Below are 22,538 nucleotides of genomic sequence, written 5' to 3'. Positions count from 1 at the left end.
TGAAAGGTGAGGCAATCGCCACCACATTGAGCAAAATCCAGGTTTTTTCTTGCGCGACATCGGTCGTTTGCGCTCGTCCCCGTGGTGCTCCGCTTTGTTCGGAATGCCGCGATCCCAGAGGTGTTTATGTCCGAATTCCAGCTAGTCACCCGCTTCGAGCCCGCCGGCGATCAGCCAGAAGCCATCCGCCAATTGGTGGAGGGCATCGAAGCCGGGCTGGCGCACCAGACGCTGCTCGGTGTGACCGGCTCGGGCAAGACCTTCAGCATCGCCAATGTCATCTCGCAGATACAGCGCCCGACGCTGGTGCTGGCGCCGAACAAAACCCTCGCAGCGCAGTTGTACGGTGAGTTCAAGGCGTTCTTCCCGAACAACGCCGTCGAATACTTCGTTTCGTACTACGACTACTACCAGCCCGAAGCCTATGTGCCGTCGTCCGATACCTTCATCGAGAAGGATGCGTCGATCAACGACCACATCGAGCAGATGCGGCTGTCCGCGACCAAAGCGCTGCTGGAGCGCAAGGACGCGATCATCGTCACCACGGTGTCGTGCATCTACGGTCTGGGCAGCCCGGAAACTTATTTGAAGATGGTGCTGCACGTCGATCGCGGCGACAAACTCGATCAGCGCGCGCTGCTACGGCGTCTGGCTGACCTGCAATACACTCGCAATGACATGGATTTTGCCCGCGCGACCTTCCGCGTGCGCGGCGACGTGATCGACATCTACCCGGCGGAATCGGATCTGGAAGCGATCCGCATCGAACTGTTCGACGACGAGGTCGAGAGCATTTGCGCGTTCGACCCGCTGACCGGCGAAGTCATCCGCAAGATGCCGCGCTTCACCTTCTACCCGAAGAGCCACTATGTAACGCCGCGCGAGACTCTGCTCGACGCCATCGAGCACATCAAAGTTGAGTTGCAGGAGCGTCTGGAATACCTGCGCAGCAACAACAAACTGGTGGAGGCTCAGCGTCTGGAGCAACGTACCCGTTTCGATTTGGAGATGATCCTCGAGTTGGGCTACTGCAATGGCATCGAAAACTATTCGCGCTATTTGTCCGGGCGTCCGGCGGGTGCGGCGCCGCCGACCCTCTACGATTACTTGCCGGCCGATGCCTTGCTGGTGATCGATGAATCACACGTCAGCGTGCCGCAGGTCGGCGCGATGTTTAAGGGCGACCGTTCGCGTAAAGAGACCCTGGTGGAATACGGTTTCCGTTTGCCATCAGCGCTGGACAACCGACCAATGCGTTTCGACGAGTGGGAAGGGGTCAGTCCGCAGACGATTTTCGTCTCGGCCACGCCGGGTAACTACGAAGCCGAACATGCGGGGCGGGTAGTGGAGCAAGTGGTGCGTCCGACCGGGTTGGTCGACCCGCAAGTGGAGGTGCGCCCGGCACTTACTCAGGTCGATGATTTACTCTCGGAAATCACCAAGCGCGTGGCGGTCGAGGAGCGGGTGCTGGTGACCACGCTGACCAAGCGCATGGCCGAAGACCTTACTGATTACCTCGCCGACCACGGCGTGCGCGTGCGCTATCTGCACTCGGATATCGACACGGTCGAACGGGTCGAGATCATCCGCGATCTGCGTCTCGGCACTTTTGATGTGCTGGTCGGGATCAACCTGCTGCGTGAAGGCCTGGACATGCCGGAAGTGTCGCTGGTGGCGATTCTTGATGCCGACAAGGAAGGCTTCCTGCGTTCCGAGCGCTCGCTGATCCAGACCATCGGCCGCGCCGCGCGTAACCTCAATGGCCGGGCGATTCTCTATGCCGATCGCATGACCGGTTCGATGGAGCGGGCGATTGGCGAAACCGAGCGACGTCGCGACAAGCAAATCGCGTTCAACCTGGAAAACGGTATCACCCCGAAAGGTGTGTTCAAGGATGTTGCTGACATCATGGAAGGCGCCACCGTGCCGGGCTCACGCAGCAAGAAGCGCAAGGGCATGGCCAAGGCCGCCGAGGAGAACGCCAAGTACGAAGCCCAATTGCGTTCACCAAGCGAGATCACCAAACGTATTCGTGCGCTGGAAGAGAAGATGTATCAGTTGGCGCGGGATCTGGAGTTTGAAGCGGCGGCGCAGATGCGTGATGAGATTGCCAAACTGCGCGAGCGGCTTTTGGCTGTTTGATGGGTGGTTTTAGGGCCCCTTCGCGAGCAAGCCCGCTCCCACACTGGATCTGTGTTGTTCACATAAGTCCTGTGGGCTTGCTCGCGAAGGGGGGGGGGCGCTTCAGACACCCTGACAATCAGTGAGCCTCCCCAGCCTTCAGGCCTTGCGGCAATTTTTTGGTCAGTAAAATCGCCAGCATACTGATCCCCAGCGCAATCCCGACAAAATGAAACGCATCGTTATAGGCCATGATCGCTGCCTGTTGATGGACAATCTCACTCAACTTGCCCAGCGCCGCTGTATCACTGCCAAACCGATCCGCCATCGATGCCAGCCGCTGCGCTACCTGTGGATTGGTCGGCACCACCGCTTCGCGCAAGTAATCGAAGTAGGTCTTGGTTCGCGCATCCAATAGCGTCGCGAGCAGGGCAATGCCAATGGCGCCACCCAGGTTGCGCAGAATGTTGAACAGGCTCGACGCAGAACCGGCATCCTGCGGCAGGATATAAGCCGTGGCGATCAGCGAAATGGTCACCATGATCAGCGGCTGGCCCAGCGCCCGAATGATCTGGATTTGATTGAACTGCGGCCCGGCAAAGTCCGGGTTGAGCACTCCCGAAGAAAAACTCGCTAGGCCGAACAGTCCGAACCCCAACGTGCACAGCCACTTCGGCGAGACAAACTTCATCAGCTTCGGCACCAGCGGAATCAGAAACAACTGTGGCACGCCCATCCACATGATCACTTCGCCGATCTGCAGGGCGTTGTAATTCTGGATCTGCGCCAGATACAAGGGCAGCAGATAGATCGAGCCATACAGTCCGACACCCATGCCAAGGCTGGAAATGCTCGACAGGCCAAAGTTGCGGTTGCGCAGGATGCCCAGGTTGATCAGCGGATTGGGTTTGGAAATCTGCACGATGACGAAGGTGATCAGACTCAGCAGCGCGATGCTGCCCAGGGTCACGATCAGGTTTGATTCGAGCCAGTCCTTGCGATGGCCTTCTTCAAGAAATACCTGCAAGCAACCGAGGCCGACGCCCAGGGTGAGAATGCCGGTGTAGTCGGTGCTTTTCAGCAGTTCCCAGTGCGCTTCTTTCTTCTCCAGCCCGTGCATCAGCCCGGCGATCATGATCAGCCCCGGCGGAATGTTGATGTAGAAGATGTATTCCCAACCCCAATTTTCCGTGAGCCAGCCGCCGAGCGTGGGGCCTATGGACGGTGCAAAAGTGGCGGTCATGGCGAACATGGCCATGCCTTTGGCGCGATGGTGTTCGGGAAGCTTTGTCAGCGTCAGGGTGAAGGCCAGCGGGATCAGCGCGCCACCGGTGAAGCCTTGCATGGCGCGAAAAACGATCATGCTCTCCAGGCTCCAGGCCATCGAGCACAACAACGAAGACGCCAGAAAACCCAGCGACACCCACACCGCCAGGCGCCGCGCCGAGAGCAACTGCACCAGCCATGCGGTCAGCGGGATCATGATGATTTCCGCGACCAGATACGAGGTGGAAATCCACGAACCTTCCTCCAGTGTCGCCGACAGTGCGCCCTGAATATCCTTGAGCGAGGAGTTGGTGATCTGGATGTCGAGCACCGCCATAAAGGCGCCGAGCATCACGCTCATCACCGCGATCCAGTCCCGCCGGGTCGGTTCGCCGACCGGACGGATCAGTGAATCACCGGCCATTGTCCGGGGCGTCTTTGATGTTCACGGTAGCGGTGACGGACATGCCCGGACGGATCTTGCCGTGCAGCGGATTATCGGCCTTGAAGGTCAGTTTCACCGGGATCCGTTGCACGACTTTGGTGAAGTTGCCGGTGGCATTGTCCGGCGGCAGCAGGCTGAACTGCGCACCGGAAGCGGCGAACAGGCTGTCGACCCGCGCCTCGATCGGCGTGTCGCTGTAGGCGTCGAAGGTCAGCTCGGCTTTTTGTCCGGGCTGCATGTGGCCGATCTGAGTCTCCTTGAAGTTGGCCTGCACCCAGATGTCTTCGTCCGGGACGATCGACAGCAGATAAGCGCCGGCCTGCACAATCTGGCCGTTACGCGCCGCGCGCTGGCCGACCAGGCCACTGATCGGGGCATGAATGTCGCTGCGGGTCAGATTGAGTTCGGCCTGAGCGAGATCGGCGCGGGCGTTGGCGATCTGAGCGTCGAGGCGTTTGATTTCGGCGGTCAGTGCGTTGACTTGCTGGCGCTGGCTTTGTGCATCGGCCTGTGCCTTGGCCACTTGCGAGCGGGCGATGTGGGTGTCGGCGGAAAGGGTGGTCACACGCTCTTCGGAGACATAGCCGGGTTTGCGCAGGGTTTGCGCCCGGGACAGGTCGATCTGCGAGCGGCCCAGGGTTGCCTGGGAGGCTGCCACCTGTGCATCGCTCGAGGCGATCAGGCTGGCCTGCTGAGTCAGCTTGCTCTGGGCTTGCAGTCGCTCGGCTTCGCGGGTGGCGAGGGCGGCGTTGGCCCGATCCACGGCCAGGCGGAAGTCTTCTCTTTCGAGGCGCACCAGCAATTGGCCTTTTTCCACATGCTGGTTGTCCTGCACCAGCACTTGATCGATGCGCGCGCTCAACTGACTCGACACGCGGGTTATCTCGCCCTGGACATAGGCGTTATCGGTGCTTTCATAAAAGCGCCCCTTGAAAAACCAGTGGGCGAAGAAGCCCCCGGCGATCAATAGGACCAACAGCAGTAAAATCAGCAGGCGACGCTTGAGTTGGGCAGGCATGGGCAAACTGTAGTCGAGGAATTGTAAGGAAAGTTATCAGGAGGCGAATCTGGCACGAAGCCGATAAACGGTAAATGCCATCGGCTGATATTCGGCCATTCACCGCGGCTTACGAGCATTCCAGACGCAAACTTGGCTTAAATGCCCTGCCCGCTGGAGCGGGGCGGGTGTCGCCTGTTACCATTCGCGGCTTGATTGTTCTTTGCTTTTCATTCTTTTCGAGACATGCCATGACCACCGTCCGCACTCGCATCGCGCCATCGCCTACCGGGGACCCCCACGTAGGTACCGCTTACATCGCATTGTTCAACTACTGCTTTGCCAAGCAGCATGGCGGTGAGTTCATCCTGCGCATCGAAGACACCGACCAGTTCCGTTCGACCCGCGAGTCCGAACAGCAGATCTTCGACGCCCTGCGCTGGCTGGGTATCGACTGGAGCGAAGGCCCGGACGTCGGCGGTCCGCACGGTCCGTATCGCCAGAGCGAACGCGGCGACATCTACCAAAAATACTGCCAGCAACTGGTCGACATGGGGCATGCGTTCCCGTGCTTCTGTACCGCTGAAGAGCTGGATCAGATGCGCGCCGAGCAAATGGCTCGCGGCGAAACCCCACGCTACGACGGCCGCGCACTGCTGCTGTCCAAGGAAGAAGTCGCGGCCCGCCTGGCCGCTGGCGAACCCCACGTCATCCGCATGAAAGTGCCGAGCGAAGGTGTTTGCGTGGTGCCGGACATGCTGCGTGGCGACGTCGAGATCCCGTGGGATCGCATGGACATGCAAGTGCTGATGAAGACCGACGGCCTGCCGACGTACTTCCTTGCCAACGTAGTCGACGATCACCTGATGGGCATCACTCACGTATTGCGCGGCGAAGAGTGGCTGCCATCGGCGCCGAAACTGATTCTGCTGTACGAGTACTTCGGCTGGGAGCAACCGGAGTTGTGCTACATGCCGCTGCTGCGTAACCCGGACAAGAGCAAGCTGTCCAAGCGCAAGAATCCGACCTCGGTGACGTTCTACGAGCGCATGGGCTTCATGCCGGAATCGATGCTCAACTACCTGGGCCGCATGGGCTGGTCGATGCCGGACGAGCGCGAGAAGTTCTCGCTGCAGGAAATGGTCGACAACTTCGACCTCAAGCGCGTGTCCCTCGGCGGACCGATCTTCGACATCGAGAAACTGTCGTGGCTCAACGGCCAGTGGTTGCGTGACCTGCCGGTGGAAGAGTTCGCCGCGCGCGTGCAGAAGTGGGCGTTCAACGCCGAATACATGATGAAGATCGCGCCGCACGTCCAGGGCCGTGTTGAAACCTTCAGTCAGGTTGCACCGCTGGGCGGGTTCTTCTTCGCCGGCGGCGTCAATCCGGATGCCAAGCTGTTCGAATCGAAAAAGCTCTCGGGCGATCAGGTTCGCCAATTGATGCAGTTGATCCTGTGGAAGCTCGAAAGCCTGCGACAGTGGGAGAAGGACAACATCACCGCGACGATTCAGGCGGTGGTCGAATCCCTTGAGCTGAAACTGCGTGACGCGATGCCGCTGATGTTCGCGGCCATCACCGGGCAAGCGAGTTCGGTGTCGGTGCTCGACGCGATGGAAATCCTCGGGCCGGACCTGACCCGTTTCCGTCTGCGTCAGGCGATTGACCTGCTGGGCGGCGTGTCTAAGAAAGAAAACAAAGAGTGGGAAAAGCTGTTGGGTGCTATCGCCTGATTGCGTTTGACGCTGCTGGAGTCGCCGAAGGCCGGGATCGTTTGATGCCGGCCTTCGGCGTTTTCCCCAGATATACGGGGTGAGGGCGGTAAGTGGTTGTTATGTCGGCAAAAAACTTTGAAATATTTTAAAAATAAGTTTGACAGCCCTCCGATGCGCCATTAAGATTCGCCCCGTCCTCAGCGATGACATCAACGATGAGGGGCTATAGCTCAGCTGGGAGAGCGCTTGCATGGCATGCAAGAGGTCGACGGTTCGATCCCGTCTAGCTCCACCAATTTACACTTCGAAGCCTGGCCACACCGGCTCCGAAGCGATCAACACTCAGCGTTGATCAGTTGTATAGAAGGGTTTGCGTCCCCTTCGTCTAGTGGCCTAGGACACCGCCCTTTCACGGCGGTAACAGGGGTTCGAGTCCCCTAGGGGACGCCAGTTTTACAGAAGCGATGTTGCAAAAGATCGCTCCGCCGCGAGGCGAAAAATCCGGGGCTATAGCTCAGCTGGGAGAGCGCCTGCATGGCATGCAGGAGGTCAGCGGTTCGATCCCGCTTAGCTCCACCAATTTTACAGCTCATGGTCTGGCCACACCGACCTTGAGTCGATCAGCTCTCAGCACTGATCAGTTGTATAGAAGGGTTTGTGTCCCCTTCGTCTAGTGGCCTAGGACACCGCCCTTTCACGGCGGTAACAGGGGTTCGAGTCCCCTAGGGGACGCCACGATTACCCGCTCTGCGGGATTTATAAGGGTCATTCAATTATTGAATGGCCCTTTTGTTTGTCTGGCGTTTGGCCAATTCTCCTTTTTCCTTACACTGTGCTTCAGACCAGCGGTCATATCCTCGACTTGCAGAATATTATTATGAGAATAATATTCTGGTCGTAATATTCGGAGGCAACGATGAACGATAAAAAAGCTCAGACCCGCGAACGCATCCTCAAGGCTGCCAGTGCCGCGCTGATCCAGCGCGGCCCGGCGGACCCAAGCGTAGGCGAAGTGATGGGCGCAGCCGGGCTGACCGTCGGCGGCTTCTATGCGCACTTCGAAAGCAAGGACGCGATGATGCTGGAGGCGTTCAAGCAATTGCTCGGTCGCCGCCGCGACTTGATTGCCGACATGGACACCGAGCTGACCGGTGAAGAACGTCGCGCACTGGTCGCTACGTTTTACCTGTCGCGCAAGCACCGCGACTCCAGCGATGCAGCCTGTCCGATCCCGGCCTCGATCGGTGAGCTGGGGCGTTTGCCGGAGTCGTTCCGCATCGCGCTCAACGAACACCTGGAATTGATGATTGCGCAGTTGGCGTCCAGCCCTGAGGACACTGACAAAGCCCTGGCCGACGTGGCCTTGATGGTGGGTGGGCTGGCACTCGCAAGAGCGCTCGGCCCGGGAGATTTATCCGATCGATTGCTGCGCGCCGCCAAGTCGGCGGTGCGTTGACCTGAAGGCAACACGCCTGAGGAGAGAGCGATGAACACGTTGAAGTGGGTTCGTGGCGTTAATGGCACCTTGGGCTGGATTGCACCGAAACGCGTGGCGAGCAAAATGCGCCTGGCGTTCATGACGCCGCGGTCGCTGCCCCTGCGGGATTGGGAGTTGCCGCTGCTGGCCAATTCCGAACGCATCACGTTGCGCTTCGGTCTGTCAGCCCTGCGCTGGGGCCAAGGCCCGACCGTTTTGCTGATGCATGGCTGGGAAGGGCGGCCAACCCAATTCGCCGCGCTGATCACCGCGCTGGTCGAAGCCGGTTACACGGTCGTCGCACTCGATGGCCCGGCTCACGGCAGATCGCCAGGGCGTGAAGCCAATGTCGTGCTGTTCGCTCGCGCCATGCTCGAAGCGGCTGCCGAACTGCCGCCACTGCAAGCCGTTATTGGCCACTCCATGGGTGGCGCCAGCGCGATGCTTGCCGTGCAACTGGGCTTGCGCACCGAAACCCTTGTCAGCATCGCTGCTCCCGCCCGAATCCTGGGTGTGCTGCGCGGGTTCGCCCGTTATGTCGGTATGCCGCCCAGAGCGCGTTCGGCATTTATCCGCCAGGTCGAGCAGGATGTCGGTATGCGCGCCGCCACGCTGGATGTCGCCCATTATCAGTTGGATATGCCCGGTCTGATCGTGCATGCCGAAGATGACAATTTTGTCTCGGTCAAAGAGTCTCAATGGATCCACGAAGCCTGGTTTGACAGTCGTCTTCTGCGCCTCGAAAGCGGTGGTCATCAGCGCGTGCTGGCCGACCCTCGGGTGATTGATGGCGTGTTATCACTGTTGGCCGGCCGCAGCCTTCAGGCACGGCAATCGGCCTGAGCATCCGTTACACTGCCCCGGTTGAATCATCTGACCGGGAGTGGGGCATGGGCTGGGATCGAGCAACGCCGTTTACCATTGATCTGCAAGTAGGCGCCGAGGACATCGACGGGCTGGGCCACGCAAACAACGCGGTCTACGTGACCTGGCTCGAACGCTGCGCCTGGCGCCACTCGCAGCGTCTGGGGCTGGATCTGGTCGAGTATCGGCGGCTCGACCGGGCGATGGCGGTGGTGCGTCACGAGATCGATTATCTGGCAGCCGCCTATGAGGGCGACGAACTGCAATTGGCGACCTGGATTGTCGATTGGGATCAGCGCCTGAAAATGACCCGGCATTTCCAGCTGATCCGCCCGAGCGACAACGCCACTCTGTTGCGCGCCCAAACCACGTTCGTCTGCATCGAACTGTCCACCGGCAAACCCAAGCGCATGCCGGCGGAGTTCATCGAGGGGTATGGCCCGGCGATCCAGTCGTCAGAGTTAGCGAAAATCTAAATGTGGGCTTGCTCGCGAAGGCGTCGTGTCAGCCAGCACGTTTATCGACTGACACACTGCCTTCGCGAGCAAGCCCGCTCCCACAAGGGATCTGCGGTTTTTCTCGTAATCCAGTAAACTGCCGCACGTTTTTCCTCTGAGTAGTGTTTTTTCCATGCAAATTGCTCTGGCGCCCATGGAGGGGTTGGTCGACGACATCCTTCGTGACGTGCTGACCCGCGTTGGCGGTATCGACTGGTGCGTGACCGAATTCATTCGGGTCAACGATCAGTTGCTCACCCCGGCCTATTTCCACAAGTTCGGCCCGGAGCTGCTCAACGGTGCGCGCACGGCGTCCGGAGTGCCTTTGCGCGTCCAGTTGTTGGGTTCCGACCCGGTGTGCCTGGCGGAGAACGCTGCACTGGCCTGCGAACTCGGCTCCGAAGTGATCGACCTCAACTTCGGTTGTCCGGCCAAGACTGTCAACAAATCCCGTGGTGGGGCGGTGCTGCTCAAGGAGCCTGAGCTGCTCAACCAGATCGTCGAGCACGTGCGTCGCGCCGTGCCTGCGTACATCCCTGTCACCGCAAAAATGCGTCTGGGCTTCGACAGCCCGGACGGCTCGCTGGTCTGCGCCACGGCGTTGGCTGAAGGCGGCGCCGAACACATCGTGGTTCACGCCCGAACCAAAATGGATGGCTACAAACCGCCGGCGCATTGGGAGTGGATTCCTCGCGTGCAGGACGTGGTCAAGGTGCCGGTATTCGCCAACGGCGATATCTGGAGCGTCGAAGACTGGCGCCGTTGCCGTGAAATCAGCGGCGTGGAAGACATCATGCTCGGTCGCGGCCTGGTTTCGCGCCCGGATCTGGCCAGGCAGATCGCCGCTGCACGTGCTGGTGAGGAAGTGGTCGAGATGACCTGGGCCGAGCTGATGCCATTGATTCAGGATTTCTGGCTGCAAGCCAAAGCGCAGATGACTGCGCGCCAATCCCCGGGCCGTCTGAAGCAATGGCTGGCCATGCTGACACGCAATTATCCCGAAGCCACTGAGCTGTTCACCGTCCTGCGCCGTGAGACGGAACCGGATCATGTCTCGCGCTTGCTGGGTCTGCCGGTCGCTGAAGTGGCCTGAAAAAAAACTGAAAATAATCTCTTGAAATCAAATCAGTGGTCCCTATCTAAGGGGTACGCGATGCCGAATTCGGGTCGCGCAGACATAAAACCTTGCTGATTGTTTTCAGGAGATTTGAACCATGAGCACTGCATTTTCCCTCGCACCGCTGTTCCGTTCCTCGGTAGGCTTCGACCGTTTCAACGACCTGTTCGAAACCGCCCTGCGCAACGAGCCAGGCAGCACCTATCCACCTTACAACGTGGAAAAACACGGTGATGACCAATACCGCATCGTCGTAGCGGCAGCCGGTTTCCAGGAAGAAGACCTGGAACTGCAAGTCGAGAAGGGTGTGCTGACCGTCAGCGGCGGCAAACGTGACGCCAACGAAGGCGTGACCTTTCTGCATCAGGGCATTGCCCAGCGTGCTTTCAAACTGTCCTTCCGCCTGGCCGATCACATCGAGATCAAGGCTGCCGATCTGAGTAACGGTCTGCTGAGCATCGACCTGCTGCGGGTGATTCCGGAAGAGGCGAAGGCCAAGCGCATCCCGATCAACGGGACGCAAAAGCCGGCTCTGCAGCACTGATTCACTTGCGCACACACATTGTCTGAACAGGCGCTGAGCCGTTGAACGAAGGCCCCGATACGTCGGGGCCTTTTTTGTGCTTCGGCGTCCTGCTTGAGTGAGCCGAGTACCAGCGCCGACAACTCTTCCGGGCTGAACTGACGAGCACCGAGCTGGACTTGTTTATCGCTGCCCATGAAACGTTTGAATGCTGCGGCGGTGCGATCAGGGTGCGTGGTCAGGCGCGCGCGGGCGGCTTTGCCCACCAGAATCGTGTCGTCTTCATCGAGGCTGACCACCGAGGGCGTCAGCACATCACCCAAAGCGTTGGGAATCAACCGGGCCTGACCGTCCTGCCAGACGGCGATCAAGCTGTTGGTGGTGCCAAGGTCGATGCCCAGCAGGGCCGGGCGGGGGAGGGTTGCATCCTGCATGACAGATCTCGAAACGGCGCAAAAACCGCGACCCTACAGGTTGCTGTCAGCACTGGCAATTGCCGTTCTGTTGCAAGCTGCGCGTCTGCGAACATCAGGACAGCAGCTTTTTCAGTTCTTCCAGCGGCAATGGTCGACTGTGTAAATAACCCTGATACAAGTGACAGCCCAGGCCTTGCAGAAAGGCCAATTGTTCCGGGGTTTCCACGCCTTCGGCAATCACTTCCAATTGCAGGCTGCGGGCCATGGCGACGATGGCGCGGATGATCTCGGCGTCGTTTGGGTCGGTGGTCGCATCGCGGATGAACGACTGGTCAATTTTCAGCGTATCCACCGGTAAACGCTTGAGGTAAGTCAGCGACGAGTAACCGGTGCCGAAATCGTCCATGGCGAAGCTCACGCCGAGTTTTTTCAAGCGGCGCATTTTGTTGATGGTGTCTTCCAGGTTCTGGATGACGATGCCTTCGGTGATTTCCAGTTTCAGCAGCGAGCAGGGCAGGCTGTGGCTGGTCATGCTGTGTTCAATGCGCTCGACGAAGTCGTTCTGCCGGAACTGCCGGGGGCTGATGTTGACGCACAGACTGAAGTTAAGCGGATCAACCAGTTTCAGGGCGATCAACGTTTTGAATGCCTCGCAGGCTTCGTCGAGGATCCACGTCCCGACTTCCAGAATCAGGCCGCTATCCTCCAGCACTTTGATGAACTCGGCGGGCGACTGTGCGCCGAGAGCCGGGTGATTCCAGCGTACCAGTGCTTCGGCGCCGATGATGCGGTTGTCCCGAGCGTCGATCTGCGGCTGAAAATGCACGTTGAATTCGCCGCGAGACAAGGCCAGGCGCAAGTCGGTCTCCATGCGCAGTCGTTCGCTGGCGGCTTTCTGCATGGTGTGGTGATACATCTGCGTGGTGTTGCGCCCGGAATCCTTGGCCCGGTACAGGGCAATGTCGGCGCGCTTGAGCAGGTCGGTCGGGGTCGAGCCGTGGTCCGGAATCAGCGCCACGCCAATGCTTGGCGTGACCTGCAAGCGCTGACCGTCGAGAAACATGGGCTCCGATAGCAGTTCACGGAGCGTGTCGGCCAGTTCGCGCACTTGCGTGCTGACTTCATTGCGCGAGCCTTCCAAACCGCTGAGCAATACCACGAACTCATCGCCGCCCAGACGGGCGACCGTGTCTTCCATGCGTACGCTCGCTTCAAGGCGGGCGGTGATGATTTTCAGTACCGTGTCGCCGACCGGGTGGCCGAGCGAATCGTTGATGTGCTTGAAGTGATCCAGATCGAGAAACAGCAATGCGCCACGCAAATTATGGCGTTTGAGCAGGGCGATCTGCTGGCTCAGGCGATCCATCAGCAGGGCACGATTGGGCAGGTTGGTCAGCGGATCGTGGTAAGCCAGGTGGCGGATTTGTGCTTCAGCGTTTTTCAGCAGGCTGACGTCCCGAGCGGTGAGCAGCAGGCACGCTGTTTCATTCAGGGTGATCGGTTCGACCGAGACTTCTACCGTCAGCAATTCCCCGCGCTTGTTGCGCCCGAGCATTTCCTGGTGATGCACGCGGCCCTTTATCTGTAATTCGGCAAGCAACGCCGAGCGCTGTTTTTCTTCGGCCCAGATGCCCACCTGATAGGCGGTTTTGCCCACGACTTCATCGGCGCGATAACCGGTGAGGCGACAGAAACCGTCGTTGACCTCCAGATAGCGCCCGGTATCGCGCTCGGTAATGGTGATCGCGTCGGGGCTGGAGTGAAATGCCTTGGCAAATTTCTCTTCGCTGGCTTTGAGCGCCGCTTCCGAACGTTGCTGCTGGGTGATGTCGCGCAGCGTGGTGACGATGCACGGTTGATTGCCAACGCTGATCTGGCGACTGGAAATCACGCAGGTCAGCGATTGGCCATCCTTGTGCTGGACGATGATCGCCACATTGCTCAGGCCTTGTTCGCGGATCACCCGTTCGATACGTTGCAGGCTTTTCGCCGAGGCATCCCACAGGCCGATCTCTTCGGCGGAGTGGCCAATGATATCAACGGCGCTCCAGCCGAATGTTTGGCTGAAGCTTGAATTGATCTCGATGAACTCGCCGCTGTCCTGGCGCGTAACGCAGATCGGATCGGGGCTGACCTGAAACAGCGTGGCGAATTTCTCTTCCGACGCGACCAGTCGTTGCTCGCGCTCGACCTGGTCGGTGATGTCCAGCAACGTGCCGGCCATGCGCAGCGGGGCGCCGTTTTCGTCGCGATAGAGGCGGGCGCGGCTTTCCAGGTAGCGTGAACTCCCGTCCGGGAGCTGTACGCGATAAGTCAGCTGATAATTGCCCGCCGGGCCTTCGCGCAGGCTGCGGTAGGCATCGCGCATGCTGTCGCGTTCTTCGCCGGGCACGCCTTCGAAAAACTCGTCGAACGATTCATGAAACGGTTTCGGCTCCAGGCCGTGCAATTGCGCGGCTCGTGCCGAGCCGTAGAGCATGCCGCTGGGGATGTGCCAGTCCCAGGTGCCGAGTTGTGCCGAGTCCAGCGCCAGGTCGAGGCGTTCCTGGCTGTCCTTCAGCGCGTGTTCGGCGGCTTTGCGTTCGGTGGTGTCCAGGAAGGTGCTCAGCAGATACGGCTGGCCTTCGAGTTCGACTTTCTGCGCGCTGAGAATGCCGTCATGAACCTGACCATTGCTGGCGCGAAACTGCACTTCCATGCTGATCAGTTCGCCCTTGGCCTTGGTTTTCTTCACCAGTTCGGCCCGTTCCTCCGGATGCACCCACAGGCCCAGTTCCAGCGTGGTGCGGCCAATCGCGCTCTGCACCGGCCAGCCGAACAGGCTTTCGAAATACTGGTTGGCTTCGCTGATCAGGCCGTCTTCCTGGCGGGTCAGTAAAACCATGTTCGGACACAGGTGAAACAGCGTGGCGAAACGTTTTTCCGAGCTGCTCAGGGCCTGTTCGCGTTGCCGTTGGTGGGTGATTTCGCGAATCACCCCGATCATTCGGGGGCGGCCGTTTTTGTCCGGGAGCAGACTTCCGCTGACCTCCAGCCAATGCAGGCTGCCATCGGGCCAGCGGATGCGGTGATGCATCGCCTGTTCCAGCGGCGCTCCGGCGATCACTGCGTGGAAGGCGCGAACGGTTTTTGCCCGGTCTTCCGGTGGCAACAGGTCAAGGTATTCGAGGTCTTCGGGCAGTGGCTTGCGCGGATCGAAACCGAACAACGCCTGAGTCCCCCGCGACCAGCTGATCTGCCCTCGTTCGATGTCCCAGTACCAGGCGCCGAGCCTTGCGCCATTGAGCGCGGCCAGTAATTGCGGCGCGCTCTCCCAGCTCTGCTCGGAGTAACGCGGGTCAATGGCTTGAATGCGCGGCATCGGCGGAATTCGGTCAACAGACTTCGGCATCGTTAACAGGCCTTGAGCGGATGGTGGCGTTAGGCACAGGGACAGCGGCTCTATAGGAGTAGCACAAGTTAGCCCAGAGTCCCTGGCAGATCGATTTGTGCGTCCAATAAGGCCATAAATGCTCTTGCCGCATTCGATAGCGTCCGTTCGGTGTGCACGATATAGCCTAGCTGGCGGCTGAGTTGTATGCCCGGCAATGCGATGCTTGCCACCTGCTCATCGAGCATGGTGCGCGGCAAAACGCTCCAGGCAAGGCCGATGGAAACCATCATCTTGATGGTTTCCAGATAGTTGGTGCTCATGGCGATGTTCGGCGCCAGCCCTTGGGCCTCGAATAAGCGCTGCACAATATGGTGTGTGAAGGTATTTCCGCCGGGGAATACGGCCGGATGACGGGCGATGTCCTCAAGAGTGACGGGGCCATTACTGATCAGCGAGTGTTCCGGAGCGACGACAAAATCCAGCGGATCGTCCCAGACAGGTGTGGCTTTGACCAACGAATGAGGCTCCGGCGCCAGGGTGATGACCGCCAGTTCTGCACGCCCATGGAGAATTTCCTCGTAGGCCACTTCCGAATCGAGGAACTGAATATCCAGCGCGACCTGTGGGTAGCGGCGGGTGAACTCTCTTAATAAGGGGGGCAGGCGGTGCAGGCCGATGTGGTGACTGGTGGCCAGGGTCAGGCGGCCGCTGACTTCGCCGGTCAGGTTGGTCAGGGCGCGGCGGGTGTCGTCCAGCACGTTGAGGATCTGATAAGCCCGTGGCAGCAGGGCGCGACCGGCCTCGGTCAGGCCGACTTCACGGCCCAGTCGATCGAACAGGCGCACCTTCAATTGCTGTTCCAGCCCGGCAATGCGCTTGCTGATGGCCGGTTGTGTCAGGTGCAGGCGTTCACCGGCGCCGGAGAAGCTGCCAGTCTCGGCAATCGCGATAAAAGCGTTGAGGTTGGCCAGATCCATTGGTTGTATTCCAGTTGGTTATCCAAAGCATAAAAAATATGAATTTGAGTTATTTAATGTAACCCCATAGGATCGGCCTCACAAGCCAAAGGGTTATTGATAAGCCCAAGGCATAGAAACAAGCTGATGAGGAACCGTCTGATGGCCGGCAAAACGCTCTACGACAAGCTCTGGGATTCGCATTTGGTCAAGCAGCGCGACGATGGCTCGGCGCTGATTTACATCGATCGTCACATCATTCACGAAGTGACCTCGCCGCAAGCCTTTGAAGGCCTGCGTCTGGCCGGGCGCAAGCCATGGCGTATCGATGCCAATATCGCCACCCCGGACCACAACGTACCGACGACTCCGGAGCGCAAGGGCGGCATCGAAGCCATCGCCGACCAGGTCTCGCGTTTGCAGGTTCAGACCCTCGATGACAACTGTGATGAGTACGGCATCGTCGAGTTCAAGATGAATGACGTCCGCCAGGGCATCGTCCATGTGATCAGCCCGGAGCAGGGCGCGACCTTGCCGGGCATGACGGTTGTGTGCGGTGACTCGCACACCTCGACCCATGGCGCATTTGGCGCATTGGCTCACGGCATCGGCACTTCCGAGGTCGAGCATGTGCTCGCCACCCAGTGCCTGGTCGCCAAGAAAATGAAGAACATGCTGGTGCGCGTTGAAGGCCAATTGCCGTTCGGCGTGACCGCCAAGGACATCGTCCTTGCCGTGATCGGCAAGATCGGCACCGCCGGCGGTAACGGCCATGCCATCGAATTTGCCGGCAGCGCGATCCGCGACTTGTCCGTCGAAGGCCGCATGACCATCTGCAACATGTCCATCGAAGCCGGCGCCCGCGTGGGTCTGGTGGCCGCGGATCAAAAAACGGTCGATTACGTGAAAGGTCGTCCATTCGCACCGAAAGGCGCGCAGTGGGACATGGCGGTCGAGGCCTGGAAGGATCTGGTTTCCGACGTCGATGCCAGGTTTGACACTGTGGTTGAACTCGACGCTGCGCAGATCAAGCCGCAAGTCAGTTGGGGCACTTCGCCGGAAATGGTCCTGGCCGTTGATCAGAACGTCCCTGATCCGGCCAAAGAGATGGATCTGGTCAAGCGCGACTCGATCGTCCGCGCCTTGAAATACATGGGCTTGACCGCCAATCAGGCGATCACCGACATTCAACTGGATCGCGTGTTCATTGGTTCCTGCACCAACTCGCGGATCGAGGATTTGCGCGCTGCGGCAGTCATCGCCAAGGGCCGTAAAGTCGCTTCGACCATCAAGCAAGCGATTGTGGTGCCGGGTTCGGGTCTGGTGAAGGCGCAAGCTGAATCCGAAGGTCTGGACAAGATTTTCCTCGACGCCGGTTTTGAATGGCGTGAGCCGGGTTGCTCGATGTGCCTGGCAATGAACCCGGATCGTTTGGAGTCCGGCGAACATTGCGCCTCGACGTCCAACCGTAACTTCGAGGGCCGTCAAGGCGCCGGTGGCCGTACCCACCTCGTCAGCCCGGCCATGGCTGCTGCGGCAGCGGTGAACGGTCGTTTCATCGACGTTCGTGAATTGATTTAAGGAGCGCAGCATGAAAGCTTTCACCCAGCACACTGGTCTTGTCGCGCCTTTGGATCGTGCCAACGTCGACACCGACCAGATCATTCCGAAGCAGTTCTTGAAATCGATCAAACGCACCGGTTTCGGCCCTAACCTGTTCGACGAGTGGCGTTACCTGGATGTGGGTCAACCGTATCAGGACAACTCCAAGCGCCCTCTGAACAAGGAATTCGTCCTCAACGCCGAGCGTTATCAAGGCGCCAGCGTGTTGCTGGCCCGCGAGAACTTCGGTTGCGGCTCCAGCCGTGAGCACGCGCCGTGGGCGCTGGAAGAATACGGTTTTCGCAGCATCATCGCGCCGAGTTACGCCGACATCTTCTTCAACAACAGCTTCAAGAACGGTTTGCTGCCGATCATCTTGAGTGACGCTGAAGTCGACGAACTGTTCAAACAGGTCGAGGCCGAGCCGGGTTATCAATTGCAGGTCGATCTGCACGCGCAAACCGTGACCCGTCCGGATGGAAAGGTTTACAACTTTGAAATCGATGCGTTCCGCAAGCACTGCCTGTTGAACGGTCTGGACGATATCGGTCTGACCTTGCAGGACGGCGATGCGATTGCGACGTTTGAGGCCAAGCATCGGGTCAGCCAGCCGTGGTTGTTTCGCGACGCGTGATTGATTCGAGATTGATGCAGTCAGGGCCAGCCTCTTCGGGAGCAAGCCCCCTCCCACAGGGTTGTTGTATAGGCCACAAATCCAGGGTGGGAGGGGGCTTGCTCCCGAAGGCGGCAGTCCAGGCAATACAAGGCTAAAACCAAAAGGAAGTCCCCATGACCAGCACTGCCCAGCACACTCAGGTCGTACAAAAGCAATTCGGTGAGCAGGCCGCCGCCTACCTGAGCAGCGCCGTTCACGCGCAAGGCACCGAATTTGCGCTGCTACAGGCTGAACTGGTCGGGCAGGGCGAAGCCCGAGTACTGGACTTGGGGTGTGGCGCCGGTCATGTGAGTTTTCACGTCGCACCGCGGGTCAAGGACGTGGTCGCTTACGATCTGTCGCAGCAAATGCTCGACGTGGTCGCAGCCGCTGCCGTTGATCGCGGCCTGAGTAACATTGCCACCGTCAACGGCGCCGCCGAGCGATTGCCGTTTGCCGATGGCGAGTTCGACTTTGTGTTCAGCCGTTATTCGGCGCATCACTGGAGCGATCTGGGTGTGGCTCTGCGCGAAGTGCGTCGGGTGCTCAAGCCCGGCGGTGTGGCGGCGTTCGTTGATGTGTTGTCGCCGGGTAGCCCGTTGTTCGACACTTACCTGCAAAGCGTCGAAGTGCTGCGTGACACCAGTCATGTGCGCGATTATTGCGCCGGCGAGTGGTTGCGGCATGTCAGCGAAGCCGGGCTGCATACCCGCAGCACCACGCGGCAGCGTTTGCGGCTGGAGTACAGCAGTTGGGTGGAGCGCATGCGTACACCCGAAGTGATGCGCGCGGCGATCCGTCAGTTGCAGCAGTCGATGGGTAACGAAGTGCGCGAATATTTCGAGATTGCGGCCGATGGTTCGTTCAGTACAGATGTCATCGTGCTGATGGCCGAGCGATAAGAATTTATCCGGGCGTGCCGGTAATGGCGCACCGATTGAAGACACGAGGAAAGCATGAGCAAGCAGATTCTGATTCTCCCAGGTGATGGTATTGGTCCGGAAATCATGGCCGAAGCGGTCAAGGTTCTTACGCTTGCCAACGACAAGTACAGCCTGGGTTTCGAGCTGAGCCATGACGTGATCGGTGGCGCCGCCATCGACAAACACGGCGTGCCGCTGGCCGACGAAACCCTCGACCGTGCCCGTGCTGCCGACGCCGTGCTGCTGGGCGCCGTGGGCGGCCCGAAATGGGACACCATCGAGCGCGACATCCGCCCTGAGCGCGGCCTGCTGAAAATCCGTGCGCAACTGGGCCTGTTCGGCAACCTGCGTCCGGCGATTCTCTACCCGCAGTTGGCCGACGCGTCGAGCCTGAAGCCGGAAATCGTTGCCGGTCTGGACATCCTGATCGTCCGTGAGCTGACCGGCGGCATCTACTTCGGCGCGCCTCGTGGCACCCGCACGCTTGAAAACGGCGAGCGTCAGGCCTACGACACCCTGCCGTACAGCGAAAGCGAAATCCGCCGCATCGCCCGTGTCGGTTTCGACATGGCCATGGTGCGCGGCAAGAAGCTGTGCTCGGTGGACAAGGCCAACGTGCTGGCGTCCAGCCAACTGTGGCGTGAAGTGGTCGAGCAGGTGGCCAAGGATTACCCAGAGGTCGAGCTGAGCCACATGTACGTCGACAACGCCGCCATGCAACTGGTGCGCGCACCGAAGCAGTTCGACGTGATCGTGACCGACAACCTGTTTGGCGACATTCTGTCCGACGAAGCGTCGATGCTCACCGGCTCCATCGGCATGTTGCCGTCCGCTTCGCTGGACTCCAACAACAAGGGCATGTACGAGCCTTGCCACGGCTCGGCGCCGGACATCGCAGGCAAAGGCATCGCCAACCCCTTGGCGACCATTCTGTCGGTATCGATGATGCTGCGTTACAGCTTCAATCTGCACGACGCGGCCGATGCCATCGAAAAAGCCGTCAGCGTGGTGCTGGATCAAGGTCTTCGCACCGGTGACATCTATTCGGCCGGTTGCACCAAAGTCGGTACGCAGGAAATGGGTGACGCAGTAGTCGCCGCGCTGCGGAATCTGTAATCTCTCGGGCCCGCTGCGAAATTCAATACAAAGCAGCGGCCCACTTTTCAAAAAGGTGTAGTTGCGATGAAACGTGTAGGTCTGATCGGTTGGCGCGGGATGGTCGGTTCCGTGCTCATGCAGCGGATGCTGGAAGAGCAGGATTTCGATCTAATCGAGCCGGTGTTTTTCACCACGTCCAATGTCGGTGGCCAAGGCCCGTCTGTGGGCAAGGACATTGCTCCGCTCAAGGATGCTTACAGCATTGATGAGCTGAAGACCCTCGACGTGATTCTGACCTGCCAGGGCGGCGACTACACCAGCGAAGTGTTCCCGAAGCTGCGCGAAGCCGGCTGGCAGGGCTACTGGATCGACGCGGCTTCCAGCCTGCGCATGAACGATGACGCGGTCATCATTCTCGATCCGGTCAACCGCAAGGTCATCGACCAGCAACTGGATGCAGGCACCAAGAACTACGTCGGCGGCAACTGCACCGTCAGCCTGATGCTCATGGGGCTGGGCGGTCTGTTTGAGGCGGGTCTGGTCGAGTGGATGAGCGCCATGACCTATCAGGCCGCTTCTGGTGCCGGTGCGCAGAACATGCGTGAGCTGATCAAGCAGATGGGCGCGACCCACGCCGCTGTCGCCGATCAACTGGCCGACCCGGCGAGCGCGATTCTCGACATCGACCGTCGTGTGGCCGAAGCCATGCGCAGCGACGCGTACCCGACCGAGAACTTCGGCGTACCGCTGGCCGGCAGCCTGATCCCGTGGATCGACAAGGAACTGCCGAACGGCCAGAGCCGTGAAGAATGGAAGGCCCAGGCCGAGACCAACAAGATTCTGGGTCGCTTCAAGAGCCCGATTCCGGTCGATGGCATCTGCGTGCGCATCGGCGCCATGCGTTGCCACAGCCAGGCACTGACCATCAAGCTGAACAAAGATGTGCCGATCGCCGACATCGAAGGGTTGATCAGTCAGCACAACCCTTGGGTCAAACTGGTACCAAACCAGCGCGAGATCAGCATGCAGGAGCTGAGCCCGACCAAGGTCACTGGCACCCTGAATGTTCCGGTCGGTCGTCTGCGCAAATTGAACATGGGTTCGCAGTTCCTCGGCGCCTTCACCGTCGGCGACCAACTGCTGTGGGGCGCGGCTGAGCCGCTGCGTCGCATGCTGCGGATCCTGCTGGAGCGTTGATCGCTTGAAGCCATGAAAGAGCCCGCCCCTTGTGAGAGGTGCGGGTTTTTTATGCCTGAATTTTTTCGGGTGACTGTGCCGGCCTTTTCGCGAGCAAGCCCGCATGGGAATGCATTTCAAGTGTGTGGGGGCTTGCTCGCGAAGGCGTCCGAACGGCCACCACAAATCCCGCAGAAATTGCCTGCATGGCGGTCACCCGGTAAAGTGCCGCTCCCCCCGTTTCGCCAGAGGCCGCACCATGACCCAGACCCTAGATATTGCCGTGATCGGCGCCACCGGTACTGTCGGCGAAACCCTCGTACAGATTCTCGAAGAGCGCGACTTCCCGGTCGGCAACCTGCACCTGCTGGCCAGCAGCGAGTCTGCCGGCAGCTCTGTGCTGTTCCGTAACAAGAATGTGCGCGTGCGCGAAGTCGATGAGTTCGATTTCAGCAAGGTCAAACTGGTGTTCTTCGCCGCCGGCCCGGCCATCACCCTGAGCTACGCCGCTCGCGCCCATGCCGCCGGTTGCTCGCTGATCGACCTGTCCGGCGCCTTGTCGGCCGAGCAAGCGCCGCAAGTGGTGCCGGAAGCCAACGCCGATGTGCTTGCCGGTTTGAAAGCGCCGTTTCAGGTCAGCAGCCCGAGTCCGTCGGCTACCACGCTCGCCGTGGTGCTGGCGCCGCTGCGTGATCTGATCGACCTGCAATACGTGAATGTCACCGCCAATCTGGCCGTTTCCGCCCAGGGGCGCGAAGCGGTCAGCGAGTTGGCGCGACAGACTGCCGAACTGCTGAACATGCGTCCGCTGGAGCCCACGTTCTTTGACCGGCAGATGGCGTTCAATCTGCTGGCTCAGGTCGGCACGCCTGACGCAGCGGGCCATACGCTGCTGGAAAAACGTCTGGTGCGCGAGTTGCGTCAGGTGCTGGCCCAGCCTTTATTAAAGATTTCCGCAACTTGCGTTCAAGCCCCGGTGTTTTTTGGCGATAGCCTTAGCGTGACCTTGCAGTCAGCAAAGGCTGTCGACCTGGAAAAAATCAACGCTGCACTCGAAGATGCGCCGGGAATCGAGCTGGTTGAAGCCGGTGATTACCCGACAGCAGTCGGTGATGCGGTAGGGCAGGACGTTGTCTATGTCGGTCGCGTGCGCAGTGGTGTCGACGACCCGGCGGAACTTAATCTGTGGCTGACGTCAGATAACGTACGCAAAGGTGCAGCCCTTAACGCTGTGCAGGTGGCTGAATTGTTGATAAAAGACCTGCTGTAAAAGATACTTGGCAACAATTTGTCGACCGATTCTAGGTGAGCGCTATG

Annotated in this window: 17 protein-coding genes, 4 tRNA genes and 1 pseudogene; 17 read left to right on the top strand and 5 right to left on the bottom strand. The window is 59.6% G+C overall.

The genetic code is table 11. The annotated features are described in order from the left end of the window. Positions 1-126 precede the first annotated feature (126 nt). Positions 127-2,142, top strand: a complete 2,016-nt coding sequence (uvrB, locus tag AACY50_RS07010) for an excinuclease ABC subunit UvrB (RefSeq protein WP_339538340.1) — start codon at positions 127-129, stop codon at positions 2,140-2,142. Between the two features lie 118 nt (positions 2,143-2,260). On the opposite strand, the gene AACY50_RS07005 is transcribed toward uvrB, so the two are convergent. Both AACY50_RS07005 and AACY50_RS07000 read right to left on the bottom strand, forming a co-directional pair. After that, positions 2,261-3,751, bottom strand: coding sequence for an MDR family MFS transporter (locus AACY50_RS07005; RefSeq protein WP_339538416.1), 1,491 nt, complete (start codon positions 3,749-3,751; stop codon positions 2,261-2,263). A 49-nt stretch (positions 3,752-3,800) separates the two neighbouring features. Continuing rightward, positions 3,801-4,850 (bottom strand): HlyD family secretion protein, encoded by a 1,050-nt coding sequence (locus AACY50_RS07000; RefSeq protein ID WP_339433437.1) that lies wholly within the window; start codon positions 4,848-4,850, stop codon positions 3,801-3,803. A gap of 230 nt (positions 4,851-5,080) precedes the next feature. Here AACY50_RS07000 and gltX point away from each other — a divergent pair, with 230 nt between their 5' ends. From gltX to AACY50_RS06950, 10 genes are all read left to right on the top strand, one after another. Continuing rightward, positions 5,081-6,562 carry a glutamate--tRNA ligase gene (gene gltX / locus AACY50_RS06995; protein WP_339538339.1) on the top strand — a complete coding sequence of 494 codons (1,482 nt, stop codon included), beginning with the start codon at positions 5,081-5,083 and terminating at the stop codon, positions 6,560-6,562. A 201-nt stretch (positions 6,563-6,763) separates the two neighbouring features. Then, a tRNA-Ala gene (locus AACY50_RS06990) sits at positions 6,764-6,839 on the top strand. Between the two features lie 79 nt (positions 6,840-6,918). Continuing rightward, positions 6,919-6,994: transfer RNA gene (locus tag AACY50_RS06985), tRNA-Glu, on the top strand. Between the two features lie 53 nt (positions 6,995-7,047). Next, positions 7,048-7,123: transfer RNA gene (locus AACY50_RS06980), tRNA-Ala, on the top strand. 80 nt (positions 7,124-7,203) lie between these two features. Next, positions 7,204-7,279: transfer RNA gene (locus AACY50_RS06975), tRNA-Glu, on the top strand. 181 nt (positions 7,280-7,460) lie between these two features. Continuing rightward, complete coding sequence (locus tag AACY50_RS06970; protein WP_339433435.1) at positions 7,461-8,000, top strand: TetR/AcrR family transcriptional regulator; 540 nt, start codon at positions 7,461-7,463, stop codon at positions 7,998-8,000. A gap of 30 nt (positions 8,001-8,030) precedes the next feature. Beyond that, positions 8,031-8,864: an alpha/beta fold hydrolase gene (locus AACY50_RS06965; RefSeq protein ID WP_339433434.1), complete on the top strand. Its 834-nt coding sequence runs from the start codon at positions 8,031-8,033 to the stop codon at positions 8,862-8,864. Positions 8,865-8,911: 47 nt separating this feature from the next. After that, on the top strand, positions 8,912-9,361 hold the full coding sequence (locus AACY50_RS06960; RefSeq protein WP_339465537.1) for an acyl-CoA thioesterase: 450 nt from the start codon (positions 8,912-8,914) through the stop codon (positions 9,359-9,361). A 154-nt stretch (positions 9,362-9,515) separates the two neighbouring features. Next, a complete protein-coding gene (locus AACY50_RS06955; protein WP_339538338.1) occupies positions 9,516-10,475 on the top strand; it encodes a tRNA dihydrouridine synthase in 960 nt (319 codons plus the stop codon). Between the two features lie 121 nt (positions 10,476-10,596). Next, positions 10,597-11,043, top strand: a complete 447-nt coding sequence (locus tag AACY50_RS06950; RefSeq protein WP_339433431.1) for an Hsp20 family protein — start codon at positions 10,597-10,599, stop codon at positions 11,041-11,043. 77 nt (positions 11,044-11,120) lie between these two features. On the opposite strand, the pseudogene AACY50_RS06945 reads toward AACY50_RS06950, so the two are convergent. The 3 genes and pseudogenes from AACY50_RS06945 to AACY50_RS06935 all read right to left on the bottom strand — a co-directional run. Continuing rightward, positions 11,121-11,456: pseudogene (locus AACY50_RS06945) on the bottom strand (Hsp70 family protein); the annotation flags it as partial. A 94-nt stretch (positions 11,457-11,550) separates the two neighbouring features. Then, positions 11,551-14,829, bottom strand: a complete 3,279-nt coding sequence (locus AACY50_RS06940; RefSeq protein WP_339494585.1) for a PAS domain S-box protein — start codon at positions 14,827-14,829, stop codon at positions 11,551-11,553. 68 nt (positions 14,830-14,897) lie between these two features. Beyond that, positions 14,898-15,788 (bottom strand): LysR family transcriptional regulator, encoded by an 891-nt coding sequence (locus tag AACY50_RS06935; RefSeq protein ID WP_339538337.1) that lies wholly within the window; start codon positions 15,786-15,788, stop codon positions 14,898-14,900. Between the two features lie 141 nt (positions 15,789-15,929). Between AACY50_RS06935 and leuC the strand changes: the two genes are divergently transcribed. The 6 genes from leuC (at position 15,930) to AACY50_RS06905 (ending at position 22,491) form a co-directional block, all read left to right on the top strand. Further along, positions 15,930-17,348: a 3-isopropylmalate dehydratase large subunit gene (gene leuC, locus AACY50_RS06930; protein WP_339433428.1), complete on the top strand. Its 1,419-nt coding sequence runs from the start codon at positions 15,930-15,932 to the stop codon at positions 17,346-17,348. 10 nt (positions 17,349-17,358) lie between these two features. Beyond that, a complete protein-coding gene (leuD, locus tag AACY50_RS06925; protein WP_339433427.1) occupies positions 17,359-18,003 on the top strand; it encodes a 3-isopropylmalate dehydratase small subunit in 645 nt (214 codons plus the stop codon). 155 nt (positions 18,004-18,158) lie between these two features. Next, positions 18,159-18,926, top strand: a complete 768-nt coding sequence (locus AACY50_RS06920) for a class I SAM-dependent methyltransferase (RefSeq protein WP_339538336.1) — start codon at positions 18,159-18,161, stop codon at positions 18,924-18,926. A gap of 54 nt (positions 18,927-18,980) precedes the next feature. Then, positions 18,981-20,063, top strand: coding sequence for a 3-isopropylmalate dehydrogenase (gene leuB / locus AACY50_RS06915; RefSeq protein WP_064588354.1), 1,083 nt, complete (start codon positions 18,981-18,983; stop codon positions 20,061-20,063). Positions 20,064-20,129: 66 nt separating this feature from the next. Next, a complete protein-coding gene (gene asd, locus AACY50_RS06910; RefSeq protein WP_339433425.1) occupies positions 20,130-21,242 on the top strand; it encodes an aspartate-semialdehyde dehydrogenase in 1,113 nt (370 codons plus the stop codon). 238 nt (positions 21,243-21,480) lie between these two features. Continuing rightward, positions 21,481-22,491, top strand: a complete 1,011-nt coding sequence (locus AACY50_RS06905) for an aspartate-semialdehyde dehydrogenase (protein WP_339433424.1) — start codon at positions 21,481-21,483, stop codon at positions 22,489-22,491. Positions 22,492-22,538 lie beyond the last annotated feature (47 nt).

This window comes from Pseudomonas sp. RA_15y_Pfl2_54, assembly GCF_963971015.1.
GTDB classification, from domain to species: Bacteria; Pseudomonadota; Gammaproteobacteria; order Pseudomonadales; family Pseudomonadaceae; genus Aquipseudomonas; species Aquipseudomonas baetica_A.
This window is presented reverse-complemented; position numbering and strand designations above follow the sequence as displayed.

What these genes read in the sequence shown, in the direction of transcription:
- leuB (WP_064588354.1), top strand. Translation starts at nt 18,981, where the DNA reads ATGAGCAAGCAGATTCTGATTCTCCCAGGTGATGGTATTGGTCCGGAA.
- AACY50_RS07000 (WP_339433437.1), bottom strand. Translation starts at nt 4,850, where the DNA reads ATGCCTGCCCAACTCAAGCGTCGCCTGCTGATTTTACTGCTGTTGGTC.
- AACY50_RS06965 (WP_339433434.1), top strand. Translation starts at nt 8,031, where the DNA reads ATGAACACGTTGAAGTGGGTTCGTGGCGTTAATGGCACCTTGGGCTGG.
- AACY50_RS06950 (WP_339433431.1), top strand. Translation starts at nt 10,597, where the DNA reads ATGAGCACTGCATTTTCCCTCGCACCGCTGTTCCGTTCCTCGGTAGGC.
- AACY50_RS06940 (WP_339494585.1), bottom strand. Translation starts at nt 14,829, where the DNA reads ATGCCGAAGTCTGTTGACCGAATTCCGCCGATGCCGCGCATTCAAGCC.
- AACY50_RS06955 (WP_339538338.1), top strand. Translation starts at nt 9,516, where the DNA reads ATGCAAATTGCTCTGGCGCCCATGGAGGGGTTGGTCGACGACATCCTT.
- leuC (WP_339433428.1), top strand. Translation starts at nt 15,930, where the DNA reads ATGGCCGGCAAAACGCTCTACGACAAGCTCTGGGATTCGCATTTGGTC.
- leuD (WP_339433427.1), top strand. Translation starts at nt 17,359, where the DNA reads ATGAAAGCTTTCACCCAGCACACTGGTCTTGTCGCGCCTTTGGATCGT.
- AACY50_RS06920 (WP_339538336.1), top strand. Translation starts at nt 18,159, where the DNA reads ATGACCAGCACTGCCCAGCACACTCAGGTCGTACAAAAGCAATTCGGT.
- gltX (WP_339538339.1), top strand. Translation starts at nt 5,081, where the DNA reads ATGACCACCGTCCGCACTCGCATCGCGCCATCGCCTACCGGGGACCCC.
- AACY50_RS06960 (WP_339465537.1), top strand. Translation starts at nt 8,912, where the DNA reads ATGGGCTGGGATCGAGCAACGCCGTTTACCATTGATCTGCAAGTAGGC.
- AACY50_RS06935 (WP_339538337.1), bottom strand. Translation starts at nt 15,788, where the DNA reads ATGGATCTGGCCAACCTCAACGCTTTTATCGCGATTGCCGAGACTGGC.
- uvrB (WP_339538340.1), top strand. Translation starts at nt 127, where the DNA reads ATGTCCGAATTCCAGCTAGTCACCCGCTTCGAGCCCGCCGGCGATCAG.
- AACY50_RS06905 (WP_339433424.1), top strand. Translation starts at nt 21,481, where the DNA reads ATGACCCAGACCCTAGATATTGCCGTGATCGGCGCCACCGGTACTGTC.
- asd (WP_339433425.1), top strand. Translation starts at nt 20,130, where the DNA reads ATGAAACGTGTAGGTCTGATCGGTTGGCGCGGGATGGTCGGTTCCGTG.
- AACY50_RS06970 (WP_339433435.1), top strand. Translation starts at nt 7,461, where the DNA reads ATGAACGATAAAAAAGCTCAGACCCGCGAACGCATCCTCAAGGCTGCC.